Genomic DNA, 22,529 nt, shown 5'->3' with positions numbered 1-22,529 from the left:
GATGAGGTTGATAGGTCCGAGGTGGAAGCGTGGTGACACGTGGAGCTGACGGATACTAATAGATCGAGGACTTAACTATATATTTTTGATTCGTTGATGGTTAAACTCTTATTTAGTTTTTAGGGTACAAAATTAAAAAACCACTTGCATTTTTGAGTGAAAGTGAATATAATATATCTTGTCCTTAATTTTTAAGTGAATGTCTGGTAGCAATAGCGGAGAGGACACACCTGTTCCCATGCCGAACACAGCAGTTAAGCTCTCCAGCGCCGATGGTAGTTGGGGCTTTGCCCCTGCAAGAGTAGGACGCCGCCAGGCAAAGATAAAAAAGCTAAGATACTTATAGTGTGTCTTAGCTTTTTTTTATAGTTTACAAAAACCAGGAACACCGCACCGAAACTATTTTCTACATACTCCCTTATTTTCATTTTGTCAGGCAAATTTCATAGCAATCCAAAATACTGTAACTCCTACTCCTCTATAGAATATTATTTATTCCATGTTTAATGATTAGTCTAGTTAATCAAAAACAGTATCTCTGTCAGTCTCTCTTAAAAACTCAAAAAGCATATGTATTTGAGAAGTTGTATTTCTTCCAGAAGATAAGGTAGGTAGATTCCCCTCTGGGAAAAAGTTAATTTTTTTGTTTCGATCCCGACACTTGCCGTACCACCAGTTATGTCACAAAGAATAAATAGTTTATAATAGTGATATGGCTGTGATGGATGTGGATGATGATTCATATCTAGTATCGCCAATAATTAACTACATTAAATCCAGACTCCTCTTTGATTTCTTTTATACTATTTTCAGATGGTGATAAACCAATATCGCAAAATCCCCCAGGTAACGACCATTTATTATCAACCCCATTAGAATTTTATTGTCTCGAAACACGGCCCCCCGAACATCAACCTTAGGGGTTTGATAGCCAGTCTCATTAGTAAAAAGATCTACTACGTTTTCCATTTTTAATTCAGTATGTTCAGCTATAATTTCTGCACTGATGTTTCGTAATTCTACATATCGTTCAATATTAAATTGATCTTTTGAAAAAGCCAGTCCCAATTGAGAAAGTTATTGTATTCTTTTTGCCCATTGTAGCCACTTATAACTCATTAAGGCGTAACCCCTTCAATTCTATCAAAACTCTTTAATAAAAGAAGGTTTTTTAAAGTTATGTATCCTTTCCAATCCAACTCAGCTAATTTCCATTCTTCATCATATTGACCAAACCATGACCAATTTGGTTTCCAGCTACCCTCTTCTGTAAAGTTATTAATGACAAAATCCAGGTTATCATCTATTCCATCTTCTACTAATTTATAAAATGGGGACTCTGGTTTAGAGCATACCTGTAATGGTGTAATACCATATTCACTCCATTTACTTTTGTCGAAATTGGTTAGTGCTACCGATTTTTCCAGACGTTTTAATATTTCATTTGCAATTGGAGTAGGTGCAGATTCTAATAATCGCTGATAACAGGCAAAGTCATGCATTTCGATTTGTTCTGGTAGTTTAGTTAATTCATCAAGTGCTAACGTATTTAAAGATCCTAAAAAATCTTTAGGGACTAAACTATTGTAGTAATTAAGATAACCTACAATTTCTGCACTAGGATTTGCCCACGTTTCCTCTACACCACATCGGTTATTCTCTAGCTCAAAGTGCCACCAAGGTGCATGGGCAAATTTATTAACTTCTTCCGGTACTACATGCCATTTCTGTTCCTTTTCATCATAATTAGTTAATAAGTAGTTTATTGCCTGTTTACTAATCACATGTTCTGCATGCAGATTAATTTCTTTTGCATATTGTAGTCCAACCGTGGTAGCTATTGGAGAGGATAAAGGTAACCTGAAATCTGGTTCTATAGCATTCCCAAACCCACCATCATCATTTTGAAAATTGATCAGTGCTTTTGCTACTTGCTCTTGATCACCGGATTCAAAGTAAAACTCAAATAATGTTTTATCAAGATCCCGGGCTTGTGTTTTTATAAAATTTTTTGCCAGGGTAAATTGTTCTGAGGTTAACTTCAATCTATCAGCTCCTAATAATAACTTTATTATGTATTAAGTTCTTCATTAATAGATAAAATCCTTTATCCAACTAATAAAATTTCTACGAAAATCATATATATGTAAGCTATGGGGCTAATTTTTTTGCTATTTATTTTTTCTTTTTTCATGTAAAATGGAGAATTACATAAGGACGAGAGGGTGCGGGAAATGGTGGAATATCTTGACCAACTATTGGGTAATCACTTTATGTTAATTATGGTGCGTGTGCTGATTGCATTAGTGCTATCGGGTGTTATCGGTTTCGAACGGGAGCTGAAAAATCATTCAGCTGGCTTTCGCACACATATATTAGTAGGGATAGGTTCTTGTTTAATGATGTTATTATCGCTGTATGGATTTGAAGCATATATTGATAAGTATGATAATGTCCGTTTTGATCCGACTCGAATTCCTTCATATGTTATTAGTGGAATAGGTTTTCTTGGTGCAGGGACAATTATGGTTTACGGTGGAACTATTCGCGGATTAACAACGGCGGCTTCGATCTGGGCAGTTGCTGGTCTTGGTCTAGTTATCGGTGCAGGTATGTATGCGACAGCAGTATTTACTACATTGGTCATATTATTAAGTCTCATTTTTTTAAATAACTTTGAAAAGCTGTTTACTAAAGGAAGTTCATCAACAATTATTGAAATCGTTGCATCACCGAATTTAAAAATTAATAATATTGTTACCGTATTGGAATCATATGACATAACCCTTAAAAAGGTTGAAATTGTTAAAGTAGAAAATGACTTGAGGAATATTTTTATAAAAATTGATAGGGATATAAAAGTCGACCGTATTATACTATTTGAAGAGATATCAAAGATTGAACACGTAAGAAATATTACGGAAAGAAGCTAACTATCATGATGACCCTTACAGATAATTGTCTGTAAGGGATTTTTTAACATTGTTATTTATATTTACTAGTTGAAGAAATTGGGTTTCAATTTCACCTGCTTTGTCAAAAATAAGTAGAGACAATCTATTTGCATCTTTTTCAATATGTCGTATAATAAAAATAAAGTCAAAGATAGTCAAAGTCAAAATAATACTTAACCAATTTAAAGGAAATTATAGCTGATTTATCGAATAAAAAGGAGGAGGGTGGAATATGAGCAACATTTCAGACATAATCGAACAGCATTTGAAGCAAATACTTCAAAAAGCCGCCCAAGATGCTATTGAGATTAAACGAAGTGAAATTGCTGATCAGTTTCAATGTGTACCATCGCAAATTAATTATGTGATTAATACGCGATTTACTGTGGAAAAGGGATATATAGTAGAGAGTAAACGGGGCGGTGGTGGATACATCCGAATTATTCGTATAAAACACCAGGATAAAGCCGAATTGATTGATGAAATTATTGAAATGATTAATCCTAAAATAACACAGCAAGCAGCTATAGATGTTTTAGAGCGTCTTTTAGAGGAGCAGTTAATCACTGAGCGTGAAGCAAAACTAATTGCAAGTACGATTGGACGTAATACGTTAGCCTTTCAGCTTCCAGTACGAGATGAAATTCGTGCACGTATTTTAACAGCAATGTTAAGTACATTAAAATATTTAAATAAGTAGGAGGGGGAAATAAATATGGAATGTCAAGAATGCCAAAAGCGACCAGCCACACTACATTTTACTCAGGTTATGAATGGTACTAAAAAAGAAGTTCATGTATGCGAGGTGTGTGCAAAGGAAAAGGGCTATATGACGTATCCAGAAGAAGGATATTCCCTTCATAATTTATTAACGGATCTATTTAACTTTGAATCCGCTCCGCTTGGGAATACAAGTGGTGACACATTTATGCCGCCGAAAGAATTGCAATGTCCCCAATGTGAAATGACCTTTACTGAATTTAAACGAGTGGGTAAATTTGGATGTGCAACATGCTATCATACATTTTCTAACAGACTTGATCCGATTTTTCGCCGTGTTCACAGTGGTAATACAAAACATCATGGGAAGCTTCCTAAACGTAAGGGCGGGGACTTACATGCAAAAAAACAAATGGAAAGCTTGAAAACAGAATTAAAACACTTAATTGAAAATGAAGCATTTGAAGAAGCTGCAACTGTTAGAGATAAAATTAAGGATCTAGAAAAACAGATGCGGGGTGAAAATGAATGACTTTACAACAATTTATGAATGAAGCGATTAGTCCATGGATGCGTGAGGATGGACCTGATAGTGATATAGTTTTAAGCAGCAGGATACGATTAGCGCGTAATTTCGCAGAAGCATCATTTCCGCTTATAGCTAACCAGGAAGATCTTGAAGAAATAAAGTCATTTTTTCAATCGGAGTATGAACACAAGTCTTTTCAGGATTACCAGGATTTTTCCTTCGTTCCTATAAGGGATTTATCACCGATTGAAAAGCGAGTTTTAGTTGAAAAACATTTGATTAGTCCACATTTAGCAAAGCATGCAGATTCTGCAGCAACGCTCATTTCGGAAAATGAACAGGTCTCTGTTATGGTAAACGAAGAGGATCATATACGAATTCAACTGTATTTTCCTGGATTGCAATTAGATAAAGCATTAAAAAAGGCTTTTGAGTTTGATGATTGGCTAGAAGAGAAGGTCAATTATGCATTTGATGAAACAAGAGGCTACTTAACTAGCTGCCCAACGAATGTGGGTACTGGGATGCGTGCATCGGTTATGATGCATTTACCAGCACTAGCGATTACTGGGCAACTTAATCGAATGATTCCAGCGATCAACCAATTAGGTCTTGTTGTTCGAGGGATTTATGGTGAGGGTAGTGAAGCGGTTGGTAATGTGTTCCAAATATCCAATCAAATTACCCTAGGAAAATCAGAGGAAGATATCGTAGAAGATTTACAAAGTGTTGTTCAACAATTAATTGAACATGAACGAAAAGCAAGAATTCGATTAGTGGAACAGTCGAGTACACGATTAGAAGATCGTATTTATCGTTCATATGGTGTTTTGGAATATAGTAGAATAATTGAATCAATCGAAGCAGCTAAATGTTTGTCGAATGTTCGTTTAGGAATTGATTTGGGTATTATTAAAAACGTATCCAGACATATACTTAATGAACTAATGATTCTTACACAACCAGGTTTCCTGCAGCAGTATGCAAAGAAAACCTTAACCGCAAATGAACGTGATGTGTTACGGGCTTCACTGATACGCGAACGATTACAATTAGAAAAATAGGTAGGAGGAACGCTATATGATGTTTGGACGTTTTACAGAAAGAGCACAAAAGGTTTTAGCTTTATCCCAAGAAGAAGCGGTCAGACTTGGCCATAACAATATAGGGACCGAGCATATTTTATTAGGTCTTGTTCGTGAAGGAGAAGGAATCGCTGCTAAAGCGTTACAATCGTTAGGGTTAGAAGTTGAAAAGATTCAAGAGGAAGTTGAACAGTTAATTGGTGTTGGAAAACAAGCAATGCAAACAATTCATTATACACCACGTGCAAAGAAAGTAGTGGAATTATCACAGGATGAGGCGAGGAAATTAGGGCACTCTTATGTTGGTACCGAACATATTTTATTAGGCTTAATCCGTGAAGGAGAAGGTGTCGCTGCACGTGTCTTAAGTAATTTAGGAGTGAGTTTAAATAAAGCTAGACAACAAGTTCTCCAGTTGCTAGGTAGTAATGAATCCCAATCTGGTCGTCAAGGTCGTAACCAGTCTACAAGCGCAAATACTCCAACGCTTGATTCGTTAGCAAGAGATTTAACAACAATAGCAAAAGAAGGAAATATTGATCCTGTTATTGGGCGAAGCAAAGAAATTGAACGTGTTATTCAAGTACTTAGTCGCCGAACAAAAAATAATCCTGTATTAATTGGGGAGCCTGGTGTTGGTAAAACGGCTGTTGCTGAAGGGCTTGCTCAACAAATTGTCAACAATGAAGTTCCGGAAACATTACGTGACAAACGAGTAATGACATTAGATATGGGCACGGTTGTTGCTGGAACAAAATACCGGGGTGAATTTGAAGACCGTCTTAAAAAGGTTATGGAGGAAATTCGTCAAGCAGGCAATATTATTCTATTCATTGATGAGCTTCATACATTAATTGGTGCTGGTGGAGCAGAAGGTGCAATTGATGCATCGAATATTTTAAAACCGTCACTTGCTCGCGGCGAACTACAGTGTATTGGTGCTACTACTTTAGATGAATATCGTAAATATATTGAAAAAGATGCGGCATTAGAACGAAGGTTCCAGCCGATTCAAGTAGATGAACCTACTCTTGAAGAAACAATTCAAATTTTAAAAGGACTTCGTGATCGATATGAAGCGCATCACCGTGTAACGATTACTGATGAAGCAGTTGATGCTGCAGCTAATTTGTCAGACCGTTATATAACAGATCGATTTTTACCAGATAAAGCAATTGATTTGATTGATGAAGCAGGATCAAAGGTACGATTACGTTCATATACGGTTCCACCTAATTTAAAAGAATTAGAACAAAAGTTAGAAGAGGTGCGGAAGGAAAAGGATGCAGCGGTACAAAGCCAGGAATTTGAAAAAGCTGCTTCATTACGTGATTCTGAACAACGGTTACGTGAAGAATTGGAAAAAACGAAAAACCAATGGAAAGAGAAGCAAGGACAAGAAAATTCCGAAGTTACCATTGAAGATATTGCTAATGTCGTTTCAACTTGGACCGGTGTACCGGTTTCCAAATTGACGAAGGATGAAACGGAACGCTTGTTAAATATGGAAGAAGTTTTACACAGTCGTGTGATTGGTCAAGGTGAAGCGGTGAAGGCAGTATCAAAAGCCATTCGTCGTGCTCGTGCAGGTCTAAAAGATCCAAAACGACCAATTGGTTCATTTATTTTCTTAGGACCTACAGGCGTTGGGAAAACAGAATTAGCAAGAGCACTAGCTGAGGCAATGTTTGAAGACGAGGATGCAATAATCCGTATTGATATGTCCGAATACATGGAGAAACATTCCACTTCTCGTTTAGTTGGTTCACCTCCTGGATATGTAGGCTATGAAGAGGGCGGACAGCTTACAGAAAAAGTACGTAGGAAGCCATATTCAGTCGTCTTACTTGATGAGGTCGAGAAGGCACATCCAGAAGTATTTAACATTCTTCTACAAGTATTAGAGGATGGACGATTAACAGATTCTAAAGGTAGGGTCGTTGATTTTCGTAATACAGTACTAATTATGACGTCTAATGTTGGTGCAAGCGAACTAAAACGTAACAAATACGTTGGTTTTAACCTTGGCGAAGAAGGTCAAGAATATAGCGACATGAAGTCCAAGGTTATGGAAGAATTGAAGAAAGCATTCCGTCCAGAGTTCTTAAACCGAATTGATGAAACAATTGTGTTCCATTCTCTAGAGAAAAAGCATATGAAGAGTATTGTTGCATTGATGGTACAACAGTTACAACGACGATTAAAAGAGCAGAATATTGAATTCTCATTAACGGATAAAGCTTTAGAAAAAATTGCGAAGGATGGCTTTGACCCAGAATATGGGGCACGACCATTACGTAGATCTATTCAAAAAAATGTAGAAGATTTACTATCTGAAGAATTGTTGAAAGAAACAATTGCAAAAGGCCAAAAAGTAAAAATTGGACTAAACAATAAAGGTGAATTTATTATTTTGGCCTAGATAATGGAGATTTTTTCGTTTTAAATAGTCGAAAAAGCCAGTAGGAAGTACCCTACTGGCTTTTTCTAAATTATAAAGAAGTGGGCGTTCATGATAAATTAGAGTACCGAGTCATCTAAGCGGTACTGTGCTTTTACTCATCTATCTCCACAACAAGGCTGTTCTGTATTTGAATTGTGGCATAGTTATGGAAAAATATTTATAAAATTGATAGATTGTTGTAACTTTGACGTTATGTATTTCGTATATAATATAGGATGTGCTGAAAGGATTGGATTGGATTGGCGAAACGTAAGACTAAGTACGTATGCCAAGAATGTGGCTATGAATCTGCAAAGTGGATGGGCAAATGCCCAGGCTGCAATAATTGGAATACATTAGTAGAAGAAATTGAAGCATCTAGTATGAAAAATAGACAAGGGCTAGGAAGAGATGGAAGAACGATAAGTAAGCCTGAAAAAATAACGGCAATTGAATCACAAAAAGAACCACGTATGACAACTTCTATGAAGGAGTTTAATCGAGTACTTGGTGGAGGAATTGTGCCAGGCTCGCTTGTGTTGATAGGTGGGGACCCAGGGATTGGGAAATCTACGCTGCTTTTGCAAATATCATCTCAACTAGCTAAAAAACAGTTGCCTGTCCTTTACATATCTGGAGAGGAATCAACGCGGCAAACGAAGTTACGTGCCGACCGACTTGATATAAAAACGGACTTGCTATATGTCCTATCAGAAACGAACATGTATGATATTGCGAATCAAATTGAAGATATTAAACCATCCTTAGTCATAATTGATTCGATTCAAACAATTTTTCGCGAGGAAGTAACCAGTGCACCTGGAAGTGTATCACAAGTACGCGAATGTACGAGTGAGTTGATGAAGATCGCAAAAACGAATGGAATTCCAATCTTTATTGTTGGGCATGTAACAAAAGAAGGTGCCATTGCCGGTCCTCGTATGCTTGAGCACATGGTAGATGCAGTGCTTTATTTTGAAGGTGAAAGACATCATACGTATCGTATATTACGCGGCGTTAAAAATCGATTTGGAAGTACAAATGAAATGGGAATCTTTGAAATGAAGGAATCGGGACTTAGGGAAGTATTGAATCCTTCCGAAATATTTCTTGAAGAACGGTCACAAGGTGCTGCAGGATCAACGGTTGTTGCCTCGATGGAAGGGACAAGACCTGTACTCGTAGAAATTCAGGCGTTGATTTCGCCATCAAGTTTTGGAAATCCCCGGAGAATGGCTACAGGTATTGATAATGGTCGTGTTCCATTATTAATGGCAGTTTTGGAAAAACGTGTTGGATTAATGTTACAGAATCAAGATGCATATATTAAAGTTGCAGGTGGAGTGAAACTGGATGAACCTGCTATTGATCTGGCAATCGCAATTAGTATTGCATCTAGTTTTCGGGATCAACCAACAATGCCGGATGATATTTTTGTAGGTGAAGTTGGATTGACAGGAGAAATAAGACGTGTTTCCCGAATTGAGCAGCGTGTTCAAGAAGCGGCAAAACTGGGATTCAAGCGTGTTATTTGTCCGAAGAAAAATTTAGATGGATGGACCATACCTAAATCGATTGAAGTCGTTGGGGTAAATACAGTTCAAGAGGCATTAGAGGTTGGATTATCGAGGTGAATTTTATCAATTCTAGTAATTTTTAAATTGACATGTATATTTTGTTATGATAAAATTTTACATTTATCTAATTGACTGTTATTTGCAGTTATGCTATTCTTTTCGTAATGTAGTAGGCATTTTATTTCGTTTTTACGATTATTTTTCATAAATATAGGAAATACTGAAAGCTAGGAGGTGAGCAGTGGTGCTGAAAAAAATTGTGCATTTATTTTTTGTCATTACAGGAGGTACCATTGGGTATTTGTATATACCGGATATAGTTAAATTGTTAGATTTTACCGATTCAAATTGGATTGCATCCCCATATTTAGGTCTAGTAGTAGGTGCAATTATATTATTTTTATTCTCTTATTTGGTTGCGGATTATATTGTTGGGTTTCTAAAATGGTGTGAAGATGCCCTTATCAAAGCCCCTGTAGGAGATTTGTTCTTTGGTAGTTTAGGATTAATCGTTGGTCTTGTTATCGCATTTTTAATCAATATCCCATTAACAGATATTAAAATTGATTTAGTTTCACAAGTCTTACCGCTATTTTTAACAATATTATTAGGGTATTTCGGTTTCCAGGTTGGTTTTAGACGTAGGGATGAATTAACAAACTTACTAAACTTTAACCGGAAAGAACGCGATAAAAAACGTGTTTTTGATGGGGAAGCAACAGATCAAATTCAGCCAAAAGCCAAGATACTAGATACAAGTGTTATTATTGATGGACGTATAGCTGACATTTGTCAAACAAGTTTTTTAGAAGGAACTATTGTTATTCCGCAATTTGTTCTAGGAGAATTACAGCATATTGCCGATTCGTCAGACGCTTTAAAACGAAACAGAGGGCGTCGAGGCTTAGATGTACTTAATCGTATTCAAAAGGAATTACCAGTAAAGGTTGAGATTTATGAAGGTGATTTTGAGGAAATACAAGAGGTAGATAGTAAGCTAATTAAACTAGCAAAAGTCATCAATGGTATTGTCGTAACAAATGACTTTAATTTGAATAAAGTTTGTGATCTCCAAGGTGTTCACGTGTTAAATATTAACGATTTGGCAAATGCAGTAAAACCGGTTGTTTTGCCAGGAGAAGAATTAATGGTGCAAGTAATTAAGGATGGTAAAGAACAAAATCAAGGTATCGCTTATTTAGATGACGGCACCATGATCGTTGTTGAGGAAGGCAGAGATTATATTGGCAAAACGATAGAAGTACTTATTACTAGTGTTTTACAAACCTCTGCTGGTAGAATGATTTTTGCAAAACCGAAATTACTTGAAAAAGCACTGTAAAAAAGGTATAACTTATAAGGGATATAGAAAAGTGATAACATGCTATGTTATCGCTTTTTCTTAATGATAATGATAAAGTTTTTCATATAGACTAAGCTAATAAAAGGAAGGGGTAATACCATGACAAATCAAGTCCGTGTTCGTTATGCGCCAAGCCCAACAGGTCATTTACATATTGGGAACGCAAGAACTGCATTATTTAATTATTTATATGCGAAACATTTTGATGGGAAATTTATTATTCGAATTGAAGATACCGATGACAAACGAAATGTTGAAGGCGGCGAAGAGAGCCAATTACGCTATTTAAAATGGCTAGGAATTGAATGGGACGAAGGGGCAGATATTGGTGGCGAATATGGGCCGTATCGCCAAATGGAGCGTCTAGATATTTATCAGAAATATGTGGATGAACTCCTTGAACGAGGTTTGGCGTATAAATGCTATATGACAGAAGAAGAGCTTGATGCTGAACGTGAAAAGCAAAAAGCAAAAGGACAAGCTCCAAAGTATTCGGGTGCACATCGCGATCTAACTACTGAGGAAATTGCTGCGTTTGAACAAGAAGGACGTAAACCAAGCATTCGTTTCCGTGTTCCTGAAAACAAAACATATACATTTCCAGATATTGTACGTGGGAACATTACCTTTGAATCTAGTGACTTTGGTGATTGGGTAATTGTGAAAAAGAACGGGATTCCAACTTATAATTTTGCGGTAGCAATTGATGATCATTTGATGAGCATTACGCATATCTTACGTGGTGAAGAGCATATTTCTAACACACCTAAACAAATGATGATCTATGATGCATTTGGCTGGGAACCGCCTAAATTTGGTCACATGACGTTGATTTTAAATGAAGAACGGAAAAAGTTAAGTAAACGTGATCAACACATTTTGCAATTTATCGAGCAATATCATAACTTAGGCTATTTACCAGAGGCGATGTTTAATTTCATTACGTTACTTGGATGGTCACCGGTTGGGGAAGAAGAAATTTTTGATAAACATACACTTATCGATATTTTTGACCCTAACCGTCTGTCCACATCTGCGGCAATTTTTGATCCACAAAAATTAAAATGGATGAACAATGAATATATTAAATCATTGGATTTTGCGACGGTTGTTGATTTAACAATGCCGCACTTGATTGATGCAGGTAAACTGCCTAGTGATATGGATGAGGAAACACGTACATGGGCAGAGAATGTTATCGCGCTTTATAAGGAACAATTACGCTACGGTGCGGAAATTGTGGAGTTGACTGAGTTATTCTTTAATGAACATATTGCGTATGATGAGGATGCTATGGATGTGCTTAACGGAGAACAAGTTCCGGAAGTTTTACAGGTCTTTACAGATAAATTAATTCATCTTGATGAATTTAATAAAGATACGATTAAATCGGAAATTAAAGCAACACAAAAGGAAACGGGCCATCGAGGTAAAAAACTCTTTATGCCAATTCGAGTTGCTACAACTGGACAAATGCATGGTCCAGAATTACCAATGGCTATCGAGCTTTTAGGTAAAGATGTTATTTTAGCTAGGTTGGATAAAGTTTTAAAACAATTAGAAGCTTAATTTGTTCACATTCTAGGCGAAATGTAATATAGTAATAATACAATATTGAACGTCGATAGGGAGAAGTAAAAAACGAATGTCTTAATCAGAGAGAATCACCACCGGCTGCAAGTGATTTTAAGCCATCGTTTTTGAAATGCACCCTTGAGTCCGTTATGGAAGTTAAGTATATAACGGCGGTAATCTACCGTTACTAGAGCATAAGTTGGGAGACAATCTATCTCCAAACAGAGTGGAACCGCGCGATAAGCGTCTCTGTGTAGTTATTACACAGAGACGTTTTTTAGGTTCTTTTCTTAAAATGTTTTTTTACTCTCGCAGTTGAACTAAAATGCGACGTAATTTAAAATCATGTTCGGTGCCATGCGACCGCTGCAGAAAAACACTACGCTTTCCACGGGCTCTGAGCTTTTATAAATGGATAAAGGGTTATCAACCGCATTCTTAGCAAGACCGCAAAAACCAATTACTAAGCAAAGGAGGCTTGTTCTAATGGGACTTTTTAAACGGATGAAGGAAGACATGGACGTTGTATTTGAACAAGATCCAGCAGCACGCACTTATTTTGAAGTATTTTTAACTTATTCTGGTTTACATGCAATATGGTCACATCGTCTCGCCCATGCATTTTATAAACGAAACTTCTTTTTTATCGCACGCGTAATTTCGCAAGTTAGTAGATTTTTTACGGGGATTGAAATACATCCAGGGGCTAAAATAGGTAGAAGGTTTTTTATTGACCATGGAATGGGAGTTGTAATTGGCGAGACATGCGAAATTGGGAATAATGTTACTGTGTTTCAAGGCGTTACCCTTGGTGGAACTGGTAAGGAAAAGGGGAAACGGCACCCTACTATTAAAGATAATGCACTTATTGCAACGGGTGCGAAGGTACTTGGATCCATAACAATTGGGGAGAGTTCAAAGGTCGGTGGTGGTTCTGTTGTCCTGCATGATGTGCCTGATCATTCGACGGTAGTTGGAATACCAGGAAGGGTCGTTGTACAAAATGGTGAAAAGGTACGACGAGATTTAGATCATCATAAAATGCCTGATCCTGTTGCTGATAAATGTGATCACTTACAAGCTGAAATTAACGCATTACGAGAAGAAATAGCAAAGTTGAAAGAAGGGAAGCAAAATGTCGATAAAACTTTATAATACGTTGACACATGAAAAAGAACCGTTTCAGCCAATTGAAGAAGGTAAGGTGAGTATGTATGTTTGTGGGCCCACAGTATACAACTATATTCATATAGGGAATGCTAGACCTGCAATTGTTTTTGATACAGTACGTAGGTATTTAGAATATAAGGGATACCATGTTGACTACGTACTAAATTTTACTGATGTAGATGATAAAATTATTAAGGCTGCTCAAGACTTGGGTGAAGAGATCCCAGAAGTAGCTAATCGGTTTATTGATGCTTATTTAGACGATGTTGATGCATTAGGTGTTAAAAAGGCAACACACAACCCACGCGTTACGGATACAATGGATGACATCATTAATTTTATTGAGACACTAATTGATAAAGGCTATGCTTATGCAGTTGATGGTGATGTTTATTTTAAACCACGCTCATTTGACGGATATGGTAAATTATCTCATCAATCAATCGATGAATTAAGATCTGGTGCACGAATTCAAATTGGTGAGAAAAAATCAGACCCGCTTGACTTTGCCCTTTGGAAAAGTGCTAAGCCCGGGGAAATTGCTTGGGAAACCCCATGGGGAAAAGGGCGTCCGGGATGGCATATCGAATGCTCGGCAATGGTTAAAAAATATCTCGGAGATACAATTGATATTCATGCTGGAGGGCAGGATCTAACGTTTCCACACCATGAAAATGAAATTGCTCAATCAGAAGCAATGACGGGAAAAACATTTGCAAAGTATTGGATGCATAATGGGTATATTAATATCGATAATGAAAAAATGTCCAAATCGCTTGGTAACTTTGTATTAACAAGGGAATTAATCAATCAGCATGACCCACAAGTTATCCGCTTTTTTATGCTAAGTGTGCATTATCGTAATCCAATTAATTTTAGTGAAGAACTTTTAGAAGCGGCAAAAAATAGCCTAGAACGAATTAAGACAGCATATTTCAACCTCGATCATCGGAAAGGAACAAGTGTGAATTTAGACAAAGAGGCTGATCAATGGTTGGAAAAGATAGCGGATTTTAAGAATCGGTTTGAGTTAGAAATGGATGATGACTTTAATACAGCAAACGCAATTTCCGTATTGTTTGATGTAACGAAAGAGGCAAATGTTTATTTGCAGTCAAAACAAACGTCTTCAAAAGTAATAGAAGCTTTTCAGGAGGCAATTACAGCGTTCCTTGAAGTACTGGGGATTAACATAAGGCAAAGCGAAGAATTACTTGATGAGGATATAGAGGTGTTAATTCACGAACGGATTGAGGCAAGAATGAACCGTAACTTTAAGCGAGCAGACGAAATACGTGATGAATTGAAGGAAAAAAATATAATTTTAGAGGATACACCTCAAGGAACACGATGGAAAAGGGGCTAAGCATGGACCTAGATGTAAAGCAACTGAAGAGCTTAGCCTTAGCATATATGGGTGATGTGGTTTACGAGCTGCGAGTAAGGGAGCATTTAATCCAATCTGGTCAAGTAAAGCCGAATCAATTGCACAAGAATGCAGTCGCATTTGTGGCTGCTAAGTCCCAGGCTACGGTAATTTTGCATTGGTTAGATACATCATTTTTAACCGAAGAAGAGGAACGTGTAGTATCTCGAGGGAGAAATGCAAAATCAGGTTCTATTCCAAAAAATACGGATGTACAGACATATCGATACAGCACAGCATTTGAGGCGTTGCTCGGCTATCATTATTTACTTAAAAATAACGAACGATTAGAAGAATTGCTAACAAGAGCAATAGAATTTGTGGAAGGGAGGAAAAGCTAACATGGATCAAGAAATGATTATCGGTAAAAATCCGGTTGTGGAAGCATTGAAGTCTGGTCGTTCCGTTAATAAAGTTCTACTATCCGAACAATTAAACGTTAACACGCAAGGAAAGATTCAGCAATTAGCTAAAGGTGCAGGTACAATTGTACAAAAAGTACCAAGGAATAAACTTGATCATTTAGCCGATGGAAACCATCAAGGTGTTATAGCATATGTAGCATCTTATCAATACGCAACCTTAGACGATTTATATGCTCAAGCTGAGAAGCGGGGTGAAGCTCCTTTTTTTATCATTTTGGACGAGCTAGAGGATCCGCATAATTTGGGATCAATTTTACGTACGGCAGATGCTACTGGTGCACATGGCGTCATTATCCCAAAAAGGCGATCTGTTGGTTTAACACAGGTTGTAGCGAAAACTGCTGCCGGAGCGTTGGAACATATTCCTGTTGCTCGCGTAACAAATATTGCAAATACAATTGATGAATTAAAAGGTAATAATATTTGGGTAGTAGGAACCGAGGCAAATGCAACTGAAGATTATCGATCGTTAGATGGGGCAATCTCGATAGCACTTGTCATTGGTAATGAGGGAAAAGGAATGAGTCGATTAGTAAAAGATAAATGTGACTGGACGGTTAGCCTTCCAATGAAAGGTAAGGTTTCCTCGTTAAATGCATCTGTTGCATGTTCGTTATTGTTGTACGAAGTATTCCGCAAAAGATATCCACTTGGGGAATAGCATATGGTTGTTTTGGTGGTGGATGGCTATAACATAATCGGCGCATGGGAAGAGTTGCAGAAACTAAAAGAAACAGATATGAGCCATGCTAGAGATCGGTTAATTGAATTAATGGCAGAGTATCAAGCGTTTTCTGGATATCGTATTATCGTTGTGTTTGATGCTTACTATGTAAAAGGTATAGCGAGTATACAAGAAGAATTCAAAGTAGAAGTTATATATACGAAAGAGAAGGAAACGGCAGATGAGTGTATCGAAAAGCTTGTGAAAGATATAAAAAATGTAGATACACAAGTATACGTTGCGACGTCTGATTTCGCTGAACAACGAACTATTTTCGGGAGTGGGGCATTACGAAAGTCAGCTAGAGAACTATATATCGAATTAAAGAATATAGAGATAGAAATCGAAGAAAGTATTGATCGTTATAAAAATGTGAAACCACAAGCAAGAATACCGTTACAAAAAAATATTTTAGAAACTTTCGAAAAATGGAGAAGAGGAGACAAATAGGCGTAAAAACGCCTATTTTGTGCGCCGTTTCCTCATTTTTATTCATTATTCGGTCTGTTATCCTATTGACGGTGTGGAAACGGTTACTGTATACTAACTCTATATATTGACTGTGAAAGTCGGGGGGTCATACTTGGTGAGTGTCAAGCAGATAGAGACAGATAATCAAAGCATAGAATTGCTTGATGATGATGCAATCATTGATTTGATCCAGCAAGGAAATAGTCATGCACTTGATTTTTTGATAAATAAATATCGAAATTTCGTTCGAGCAAAAGCGCGCACTTATTTTCTTATCGGTGCTGACAAAGAAGATATTGTGCAGGAAGGAATGATTGGTCTCTATAAAGCGATACGTGACTTTAATGGGGACAAGCTTTCATCATTTAAAGCGTTTGCTGAGCTCTGTATTACCCGACAAATAATTACTGCGATTAAGACAGCTACAAGACAAAAACATATTCCGCTAAATTCCTACGTTTCTTTGGACAAGCCAATTTATGATGAAGAATCAGATCGAACATTGTTAGATGTTATTGCTGGTTCGAAAGCGATTGATCCACAAGAGTTACTTGTAAATAGAGAAAAATTCGATGATATGGAATATAAATTATCCGAATTATTAAGCGAGTTAGAAAAGGAAGTCTTACTTTTATATCTGGATGGAAGGACGTATCAGGAAATCTCTGTTGAGTTAAAAAGGCACGTCAAGTCGATAGATAATGCATTGCAGCGTGTTAAACGGAAGCTGGAACAATTGATAGAAGAAAGCGAATTAAGTTTGTGATGTGGTATATGCTGGCGTTGACACAGGTACACAAGCGTGCTACATTAAAAAGAGGACTGAAGTAGAGACAAATTTACGGATTTGGCTTTAGGTTAAAGATATTATATATTAGTTTTTATAGTAAAGTACCCTATGATGGGGTGAAGTGATGAATAAAAAGATAACATTAGCGTGTGCAGTGTGTTCAAGCAGGAATTATACAACAAACAAAAATGTATCCACACAACCTATACGATTAGAAGTAAGAAAATATTGCAAGACATGTGGGAAACATACGTTGCACCGTGAGACGAAATAAAGCACTCTTCGGGTAGAGTTTGGGGGTACAAGCATGGGTCTGTTTAAATTTTTTAAAAACGTTTCAAGAGAGATGAAAAAGGTAAGTTGGCCAAAAGGCCGTGAATTAACAAGTTATACAGTAACCGTTATTACTACAGTTGTGTTTGTAGCATTATTTTTCACATTGATTGACCTTGGGATTACACAAATATTATATCTCTTTGAATAATAGTGTTATAATTATGCTATAATGAAAATAAACAATTTTTCTTACCAAAAACCCGGATTAGCGGGTTTTTTAATATTGTGTTTTTTTGTAAATGGTGGTTTGGAAAGTTGGTTAGGTGCCAAAGTACCCATTTACTAAAGTTATAGACCCAAAAGTTTTATACTTTTATTTAATTTATTTTTCAAAGGGAGGGAAGGGCAAGTTCGATTTGTCCTGTTCAGATGGAGAAAAACTGGTATGTTGTTCATACGTATTCAGGGTATGAAAACAAGGTGAAAACAAATTTAGAGAAGCGTGTAGAAACAATGGGCATGGAGGATAAGATTTTCCGTGTGATTGTTCCTGAAGATGAAGAAACAGAAATCAAAAATGGAAAAAAGAAAGTATTAAAGAAGAAATTTTTCCCAGGCTACGTACTCGCTGAAATGGTTATGACAGACGATTCTTGGTATGTTGTAAGGAACACGCCCGGGGTTACTGGGTTTGTCGGATCAAGCGGCCATGGATCAAAACCGACGCCATTACTTCCTGATGAAGTAGATACTGTCTTAAAACGTATGGGTATGACAGACAAAGTTACCCAAGTTGATTTCGAGATAAAAGAAAATGTCCGTGTAATAGATGGACCATTCTCAAACTTCACTGGAACAATCGAACATATCGATGTTGATAAACAAAAGATCAAAGTTCACGTGAACATGTTCGGTAGAGAGACTCCAGTAGAACTAGATTTTTCACAAATAGAGAAATTGTAGGAAAAGAGAGACGGCCGTTCATAGAATGGACGTATAAGCGTGGGGGCGTAGGGTGTGTTTGTTTGGTGTTGGAGTCCCCATTGACTATGGCTTTAGTCACTAGTCCGCGCGCAACTAGACAAGCTTGGTAATAGCTACTATTTATAAAGCGCAAAAAAACTAAAATCTAGAATAAAACCTTGCATAATTTAGTTATTCATGCTAAAATTCTTTTGTTAATTATGACCTCAGAAACTAGAGGTGAATGGCTAATATTGAGTGGGAGGGGAAAGCCCCTATTACCACATCACGGACTTTAAGGAGGTGTGTCTCGTGGCTAAAAAAGTAATTAAAATTGTAAAACTACAAATTCCAGCTGGAAAAGCAAATCCAGCACCGCCAGTAGGACCGGCATTAGGTCAAGCAGGAGTTAATATCATGGGATTTTGTAAAGAATTTAATGCTCGTACGCAAGATCAAGCAGGTATGATTATTCCGGTTGAAATCTCGGTATTTGAAGACCGTTCATTTACATTTATTACAAAAACTCCACCTGCTGCAGTATTGTTGAAAAAAGCAGCTGGTATAGAATCTGGTTCAGGTGAACCAAACCGTAATAAAGTCGCAACTGTTAAACGCGATAAGGTAAAAGAAATTGCGGAAACAAAAATGCCTGACCTAAACGCTGCTGATGTAGAAGCAGCGATGCGCATGGTTGAAGGAACTGCACGCAGCATGGGTATTACGATTGAAGACTAATACTCAGGAAGCGGGACGGGCTTGGTTACCTGTGAAAAGCATAAGCAAGGGACTGTAAAGCGTAATCAAGGAGGTTTGACTAAGACCGCGTCTTGTGGCAATGTCGAACTGACCTACATCCTGTAGTCCCCGGACTCGGAGTGTCGCTTGCTTATGTTTTGAGTGGCAAGCCCATGGAGCTTAACTGAGCTCTTAAATACGGTATGGGTTGCGAAAATGGGATTCCATCTCTCGCAACCTTTTTCGTGAACGGGGTTGGTGTTGTAGGGGTTCCCTTAAACACAAATCTCAAGCGCAAGCTTTATAAAAGCCGCGTCGGCTTTTATAAGTGGGAGGTATTACCGCTATAACCACAAATGAGGAGGAAACAAAATGGCTAAAAAAGGTAAAAAGCATCAAGAAGCATTAAAGCTTGTTGATCGTTCAAAATCATATGAATCAAAAGAAGCTATTGCATTATTAAAAGAAGCTTCAAGAGCAAATTTTGATGAAACAGTTGAAGTTGCATTTCGTTTAGGTGTAGATCCTAAAAAAGCAGATCAACAAATTCGTGGAGCAATGGTGTTGCCACATGGTACTGGTAAAACACAACGCGTTTTAGTATTTGCTAAAGGTGACAAAGCGAAAGAGGCAGAAGCTGCTGGAGCAGATTATGTTGGAGATCAAGACATGATCAACAAAATCAACCAAGGATGGTTTGAATTTGATGTGATCGTTGCTACTCCAGACATGATGGCTGAAGTTGGTAAACTTGGACGTGTTTTAGGACCAAAAGGATTAATGCCGAACCCTAAAACTGGAACTGTAACTTTTGAAGTTGAAAAAGCAGTTAAAGAAATCAAAGCTGGTAAAGTAGAATATCGTGTAGATAAACAATCTAATATCCATGTTCCGATTGGAAAAATCTCATTTGATAATGAAAAATTAGTTGAGAATTTTGAAGCTATTACTGAAACTATTGTTAAAGTAAAACCACAAGCTGCAAAAGGAGTTTACATGAAAAACGTATCTGTAACTTCTACAATGGGACCTGGAATCAAAATTGACGTTTCTGCTTACCGTTAATTCGTTATTGACTTTTTAATCGAGATTGGTTATACTAATTCTCGTTGAATAAATAAATATGTTGTACCGTAGACAGTAGGTGCGAGTCATTCGCTTAATACCCTGCCGAGGTGTTTAAGAACAAATAAAATCAAATTGATTCATATTTGTTATAAAAAGCCTCCATGTCTACATGGAGGCTTTTACTTTGTCTTGTTGTCTAGCTTCGGCGTCTTCTTTACCCTCTATGCGACCAGAGAACGTCTCGGCTTAACTTTGTCGAGGGTGACAGGGCGCTTGCGCTTTTCAGCCGGTATAATGAGAATGTTAACAGGAGGTGGAACAATGTCCAAAATTATCGAGAGTAAAAAACAACTAGTTCAAGAAATTGCTGATAAATTCCAATCTAGCCAATCTACTTTATTAGTTGATTATCGTGGCCTTGATGTGGCGGAGGTTACTGAATTACGTAAACAGCTTCGTGAAGCTGGTGTTGAATTCAAGGTATACAAAAACTCTATGGCACGTCGCGCTGCGGATTCACTAGAATTAAGCGAACTAAACGAAACATTAGTTGGTCCAACAGCAATCGCATTCAGTAATGAAGATGTGGTAGCTCCGGCTAAAATTTTGAACAAATTCGCAAAAGATCACGAAGCACTAGAAATCAAAGGCGGCGTGATTGAAGGAAAAATCGCAACGCTTGATCAAATTAAAGAACTTGGTAACCTACCGAACTACGAAGGTATGGTTTCTATGTTGCTTAGCGTGCTTCAAGCACCTGTACGTAACTTTGCATATGCTACAAAAGCTATTGCGGAGCAAAAAGAAGAACAAGGGGCATAAATTAGTGCCTGTCGATTTATAAAAAAATTAACTGAAAAATAGGAGGAACTAAATCATGACTAAAGAGCAAATTATTGACGCTATTAAAGAAATGTCTGTTTTAGATTTAAATGATCTTGTAAAAGCAATTGAAGAAGAATTTGGAGTAACAGCTGCAGCACCAGTTGCAGTAGCAGGTGGAGCTGGCGGCGGAGAAGCTGCTGAAGAAAAAACTGAATTTGATGTAGTACTTGAAAGTGCTGGAGCATCAAAAATCAAAGTTGTAAAAGCTGTACGTGAAATCACTGGCTTAGGTCTTAAAGATGCTAAAGACTTAGTAGATAACGCACCTAAAGCAATCAAAGAAGGCGTTTCTAAAGATGAAGCTGAAGAAGTTAAAGGTAAACTTGAAGAAGCTGGAGCAACTGTAGAAGTTAAGTAATTTTTAAATATGAGCTCGTCGTAATATGCGACGGGCTCTCAATATATTAATTCATCTTCTCTAGGTAAACAATACACAACAATACACAAAGTAGGTGCCCATATGACTGAGCATTACTTTTCACAAAAACCCCAATCTAAAAGTTCACCCAAGACATGGAAATATCAATTAAAAGGAAATTCATATACATTTACTAGTGATTATGGCGTTTTTTCTAAAAACGAAGTAGATTTTGGCTCAAGGTTATTAATTGAAACGTTTAAAGAACCTAATGTGAACGGCGATTTATTAGATCTTGGCTGTGGATACGGTCCTATCGGAATCACATTAGCGAAGAATTATGGAAATCGAAATGTTATTTTAGCAGATGTGAATGAGCGAGCGTTAGGGTTAGCTGAACACAATGCTAAACTTAATCATGTTAAAAATGTATCGTTTGTAAAGAGTGATCGGTTTTCGAATTTAATGAATCATAAGTTTGCTGCTATTTTAACAAATCCGCCTATAAGAGCCGGAAAAAAAGTTGTGCACGCAATGTTTGAGGAAAGTAAACAAGCCTTAGGTGAGCATGGTGAATTGTGGGTTGTCATTCAAAAAAAACAGGGTGCACCGTCAGCGAAAGAAAAATTGTACGATTTGTTTGGAAATGTAGAAGTAGTTGTTCGTGATAAAGGGTATTTTATTTTACGTGCGGTAAATGTTTGACCTAACAAAACTCTTGTGATATTATAATAAAATGCTAACATGGACTTTCTTTGTCAAGAGGAATTTTCATTAAATATAAACGTATAATTCATCGGTATTCGGAGACACTGTTAAAATCTGAACTTTTACCACATTTACCATTTTTATACATGAACGAGGTTTTTACTAAAAAACCTTTTTTGTTTTTTAAAATAGTGTTGTAAGAATATATTTTTGAACCGATGTAAGAAATATAATATCATTTTTGCAATAACTACTAGAATGATATTACCTTTCATTTAAAA

At 37.0% G+C, this 22,529-nt stretch carries 23 protein-coding genes, 1 rRNA gene, 1 pseudogene and 2 other annotated features; of the genes and pseudogenes, 23 read left to right on the top strand and 2 right to left on the bottom strand.

Translation table 11 applies throughout. The features are described from left to right. Window positions 1-202: 202 nt before the first annotated feature. Window positions 203-318 (top strand): 5S ribosomal RNA (gene rrf, locus CS937_RS02175). Window positions 319-519: 201 nt separating this feature from the next. On the opposite strand, the pseudogene CS937_RS02170 reads toward rrf, so the two are convergent. Together CS937_RS02170 and CS937_RS02165 are read right to left on the bottom strand one after the other, a co-directional pair. Continuing rightward, window positions 520-1,068: pseudogene (locus CS937_RS02170) on the bottom strand (NUDIX hydrolase). A gap of 50 nt (window positions 1,069-1,118) precedes the next feature. After that, entirely contained in the window at window positions 1,119-2,045 is a 927-nt protein-coding gene (locus CS937_RS02165; protein ID WP_099156825.1) for a hypothetical protein, read from the bottom strand. Window positions 2,046-2,234: 189 nt separating this feature from the next. Here CS937_RS02165 and CS937_RS02160 point away from each other — a divergent pair, with 189 nt between their 5' ends. From CS937_RS02160 to CS937_RS02055, 22 genes are all read left to right on the top strand, one after another. After that, window positions 2,235-2,933, top strand: coding sequence for an MgtC/SapB family protein (locus CS937_RS02160; RefSeq protein WP_099156824.1), 699 nt, complete (start codon window positions 2,235-2,237; stop codon window positions 2,931-2,933). 253 nt (window positions 2,934-3,186) lie between these two features. Continuing rightward, window positions 3,187-3,654 carry a CtsR family transcriptional regulator gene (locus CS937_RS02155; RefSeq protein WP_099156823.1) on the top strand — a complete coding sequence of 156 codons (468 nt, stop codon included), beginning with the start codon at window positions 3,187-3,189 and terminating at the stop codon, window positions 3,652-3,654. A gap of 15 nt (window positions 3,655-3,669) precedes the next feature. Further along, window positions 3,670-4,206: a protein-arginine kinase activator protein McsA gene (gene mcsA, locus CS937_RS02150; protein WP_099156822.1), complete on the top strand. Its 537-nt coding sequence runs from the start codon at window positions 3,670-3,672 to the stop codon at window positions 4,204-4,206. Then, entirely contained in the window at window positions 4,203-5,267 is a 1,065-nt protein-coding gene (gene mcsB, locus CS937_RS02145; protein WP_099156821.1) for a protein-arginine kinase McsB, read from the top strand. The genes mcsA and mcsB overlap by 4 nt, the downstream gene beginning before the upstream one ends. A gap of 16 nt (window positions 5,268-5,283) precedes the next feature. Continuing rightward, on the top strand, window positions 5,284-7,710 hold the full coding sequence (clpC, locus tag CS937_RS02140; RefSeq protein WP_099156820.1) for an ATP-dependent protease ATP-binding subunit ClpC: 2,427 nt from the start codon (window positions 5,284-5,286) through the stop codon (window positions 7,708-7,710). Window positions 7,711-7,991: 281 nt separating this feature from the next. Further along, window positions 7,992-9,365 (top strand): DNA repair protein RadA, encoded by a 1,374-nt coding sequence (radA, locus tag CS937_RS02135; protein ID WP_099156819.1) that lies wholly within the window; start codon window positions 7,992-7,994, stop codon window positions 9,363-9,365. 187 nt (window positions 9,366-9,552) lie between these two features. After that, window positions 9,553-10,650: a PIN/TRAM domain-containing protein gene (locus CS937_RS02130; RefSeq protein ID WP_099156852.1), complete on the top strand. Its 1,098-nt coding sequence runs from the start codon at window positions 9,553-9,555 to the stop codon at window positions 10,648-10,650. 120 nt (window positions 10,651-10,770) lie between these two features. Further along, entirely contained in the window at window positions 10,771-12,240 is a 1,470-nt protein-coding gene (gene gltX, locus CS937_RS02125) for a glutamate--tRNA ligase (protein WP_099156818.1), read from the top strand. Window positions 12,241-12,283: 43 nt separating this feature from the next. Continuing rightward, window positions 12,284-12,500 (top strand) — a binding site (T-box leader). A 232-nt stretch (window positions 12,501-12,732) separates the two neighbouring features. Continuing rightward, window positions 12,733-13,401: a serine O-acetyltransferase gene (gene cysE, locus CS937_RS02120; RefSeq protein ID WP_099156817.1), complete on the top strand. Its 669-nt coding sequence runs from the start codon at window positions 12,733-12,735 to the stop codon at window positions 13,399-13,401. Continuing rightward, a complete protein-coding gene (gene cysS / locus CS937_RS02115) occupies window positions 13,382-14,782 on the top strand; it encodes a cysteine--tRNA ligase (protein ID WP_099156816.1) in 1,401 nt (466 codons plus the stop codon). Before cysE ends, cysS begins: the two co-directional genes overlap by 20 nt. A gap of 2 nt (window positions 14,783-14,784) precedes the next feature. Further along, complete coding sequence (locus CS937_RS02110) at window positions 14,785-15,183, top strand: Mini-ribonuclease 3 (protein WP_099156815.1); 399 nt, start codon at window positions 14,785-14,787, stop codon at window positions 15,181-15,183. Between the two features lies 1 nt (window position 15,184). Beyond that, entirely contained in the window at window positions 15,185-15,928 is a 744-nt protein-coding gene (gene rlmB / locus CS937_RS02105; RefSeq protein ID WP_099156814.1) for a 23S rRNA (guanosine(2251)-2'-O)-methyltransferase RlmB, read from the top strand. A gap of 3 nt (window positions 15,929-15,931) precedes the next feature. Beyond that, on the top strand, window positions 15,932-16,441 hold the full coding sequence (locus CS937_RS02100; protein WP_099156813.1) for an NYN domain-containing protein: 510 nt from the start codon (window positions 15,932-15,934) through the stop codon (window positions 16,439-16,441). Between the two features lie 136 nt (window positions 16,442-16,577). Beyond that, window positions 16,578-17,228: an RNA polymerase sporulation sigma factor SigH gene (gene sigH, locus CS937_RS02095; RefSeq protein ID WP_099156812.1), complete on the top strand. Its 651-nt coding sequence runs from the start codon at window positions 16,578-16,580 to the stop codon at window positions 17,226-17,228. A gap of 148 nt (window positions 17,229-17,376) precedes the next feature. Next, complete coding sequence (gene rpmG / locus CS937_RS02090) at window positions 17,377-17,526, top strand: 50S ribosomal protein L33 (RefSeq protein WP_099156811.1); 150 nt, start codon at window positions 17,377-17,379, stop codon at window positions 17,524-17,526. 33 nt (window positions 17,527-17,559) lie between these two features. Continuing rightward, window positions 17,560-17,736 (top strand): preprotein translocase subunit SecE, encoded by a 177-nt coding sequence (gene secE / locus CS937_RS02085; protein WP_176555707.1) that lies wholly within the window; start codon window positions 17,560-17,562, stop codon window positions 17,734-17,736. A 221-nt stretch (window positions 17,737-17,957) separates the two neighbouring features. Next, window positions 17,958-18,491, top strand: a complete 534-nt coding sequence (nusG, locus tag CS937_RS02080; RefSeq protein WP_099156810.1) for a transcription termination/antitermination protein NusG — start codon at window positions 17,958-17,960, stop codon at window positions 18,489-18,491. Window positions 18,492-18,803: 312 nt separating this feature from the next. Further along, a complete protein-coding gene (gene rplK / locus CS937_RS02075; RefSeq protein WP_141554316.1) occupies window positions 18,804-19,229 on the top strand; it encodes a 50S ribosomal protein L11 in 426 nt (141 codons plus the stop codon). 372 nt (window positions 19,230-19,601) lie between these two features. Next, a complete protein-coding gene (rplA, locus tag CS937_RS02070) occupies window positions 19,602-20,294 on the top strand; it encodes a 50S ribosomal protein L1 (protein ID WP_099156808.1) in 693 nt (230 codons plus the stop codon). 48 nt (window positions 20,295-20,342) lie between these two features. Next, window positions 20,343-20,489: a sequence feature (ribosomal protein L10 leader region), on the top strand. 129 nt (window positions 20,490-20,618) lie between these two features. Next, a complete protein-coding gene (rplJ, locus tag CS937_RS02065; RefSeq protein WP_099156807.1) occupies window positions 20,619-21,119 on the top strand; it encodes a 50S ribosomal protein L10 in 501 nt (166 codons plus the stop codon). 55 nt (window positions 21,120-21,174) lie between these two features. Next, window positions 21,175-21,540 carry a 50S ribosomal protein L7/L12 gene (gene rplL / locus CS937_RS02060; protein WP_099156806.1) on the top strand — a complete coding sequence of 122 codons (366 nt, stop codon included), beginning with the start codon at window positions 21,175-21,177 and terminating at the stop codon, window positions 21,538-21,540. A gap of 102 nt (window positions 21,541-21,642) precedes the next feature. Then, window positions 21,643-22,245, top strand: coding sequence for a class I SAM-dependent methyltransferase (locus CS937_RS02055; protein WP_099156805.1), 603 nt, complete (start codon window positions 21,643-21,645; stop codon window positions 22,243-22,245). Window positions 22,246-22,529 lie beyond the last annotated feature (284 nt).

The sequence above is a fragment of the Virgibacillus ndiopensis genome, assembly GCF_900187325.1.
GTDB classification, from domain to species: Bacteria; Bacillota; Bacilli; order Bacillales; family Amphibacillaceae; genus Virgibacillus_E; species Virgibacillus_E ndiopensis.
This window is presented reverse-complemented; position numbering and strand designations above follow the sequence as displayed.

What these genes read in the sequence shown, in the direction of transcription:
- rplJ (WP_099156807.1), top strand. Translation starts at nt 20,619, where the DNA reads ATGTCCAAAATTATCGAGAGTAAAAAACAACTAGTTCAAGAAATTGCT.
- rplL (WP_099156806.1), top strand. Translation starts at nt 21,175, where the DNA reads ATGACTAAAGAGCAAATTATTGACGCTATTAAAGAAATGTCTGTTTTA.
- cysE (WP_099156817.1), top strand. Translation starts at nt 12,733, where the DNA reads ATGGGACTTTTTAAACGGATGAAGGAAGACATGGACGTTGTATTTGAA.
- rpmG (WP_099156811.1), top strand. Translation starts at nt 17,377, where the DNA reads ATGAATAAAAAGATAACATTAGCGTGTGCAGTGTGTTCAAGCAGGAAT.
- gltX (WP_099156818.1), top strand. Translation starts at nt 10,771, where the DNA reads ATGACAAATCAAGTCCGTGTTCGTTATGCGCCAAGCCCAACAGGTCAT.
- rlmB (WP_099156814.1), top strand. Translation starts at nt 15,185, where the DNA reads ATGGATCAAGAAATGATTATCGGTAAAAATCCGGTTGTGGAAGCATTG.
- cysS (WP_099156816.1), top strand. Translation starts at nt 13,382, where the DNA reads ATGTCGATAAAACTTTATAATACGTTGACACATGAAAAAGAACCGTTT.
- mcsA (WP_099156822.1), top strand. Translation starts at nt 3,670, where the DNA reads ATGGAATGTCAAGAATGCCAAAAGCGACCAGCCACACTACATTTTACT.
- CS937_RS02160 (WP_099156824.1), top strand. Translation starts at nt 2,235, where the DNA reads ATGGTGGAATATCTTGACCAACTATTGGGTAATCACTTTATGTTAATT.
- CS937_RS02155 (WP_099156823.1), top strand. Translation starts at nt 3,187, where the DNA reads ATGAGCAACATTTCAGACATAATCGAACAGCATTTGAAGCAAATACTT.
- secE (WP_176555707.1), top strand. Translation starts at nt 17,560, where the DNA reads ATGGGTCTGTTTAAATTTTTTAAAAACGTTTCAAGAGAGATGAAAAAG.
- clpC (WP_099156820.1), top strand. Translation starts at nt 5,284, where the DNA reads ATGATGTTTGGACGTTTTACAGAAAGAGCACAAAAGGTTTTAGCTTTA.
- mcsB (WP_099156821.1), top strand. Translation starts at nt 4,203, where the DNA reads ATGACTTTACAACAATTTATGAATGAAGCGATTAGTCCATGGATGCGT.
- nusG (WP_099156810.1), top strand. Translation starts at nt 17,958, where the DNA reads ATGGAGAAAAACTGGTATGTTGTTCATACGTATTCAGGGTATGAAAAC.
- rplA (WP_099156808.1), top strand. Translation starts at nt 19,602, where the DNA reads ATGGCTAAAAAAGGTAAAAAGCATCAAGAAGCATTAAAGCTTGTTGAT.
- CS937_RS02100 (WP_099156813.1), top strand. Translation starts at nt 15,932, where the DNA reads ATGGTTGTTTTGGTGGTGGATGGCTATAACATAATCGGCGCATGGGAA.
- CS937_RS02110 (WP_099156815.1), top strand. Translation starts at nt 14,785, where the DNA reads ATGGACCTAGATGTAAAGCAACTGAAGAGCTTAGCCTTAGCATATATG.
- CS937_RS02055 (WP_099156805.1), top strand. Translation starts at nt 21,643, where the DNA reads ATGACTGAGCATTACTTTTCACAAAAACCCCAATCTAAAAGTTCACCC.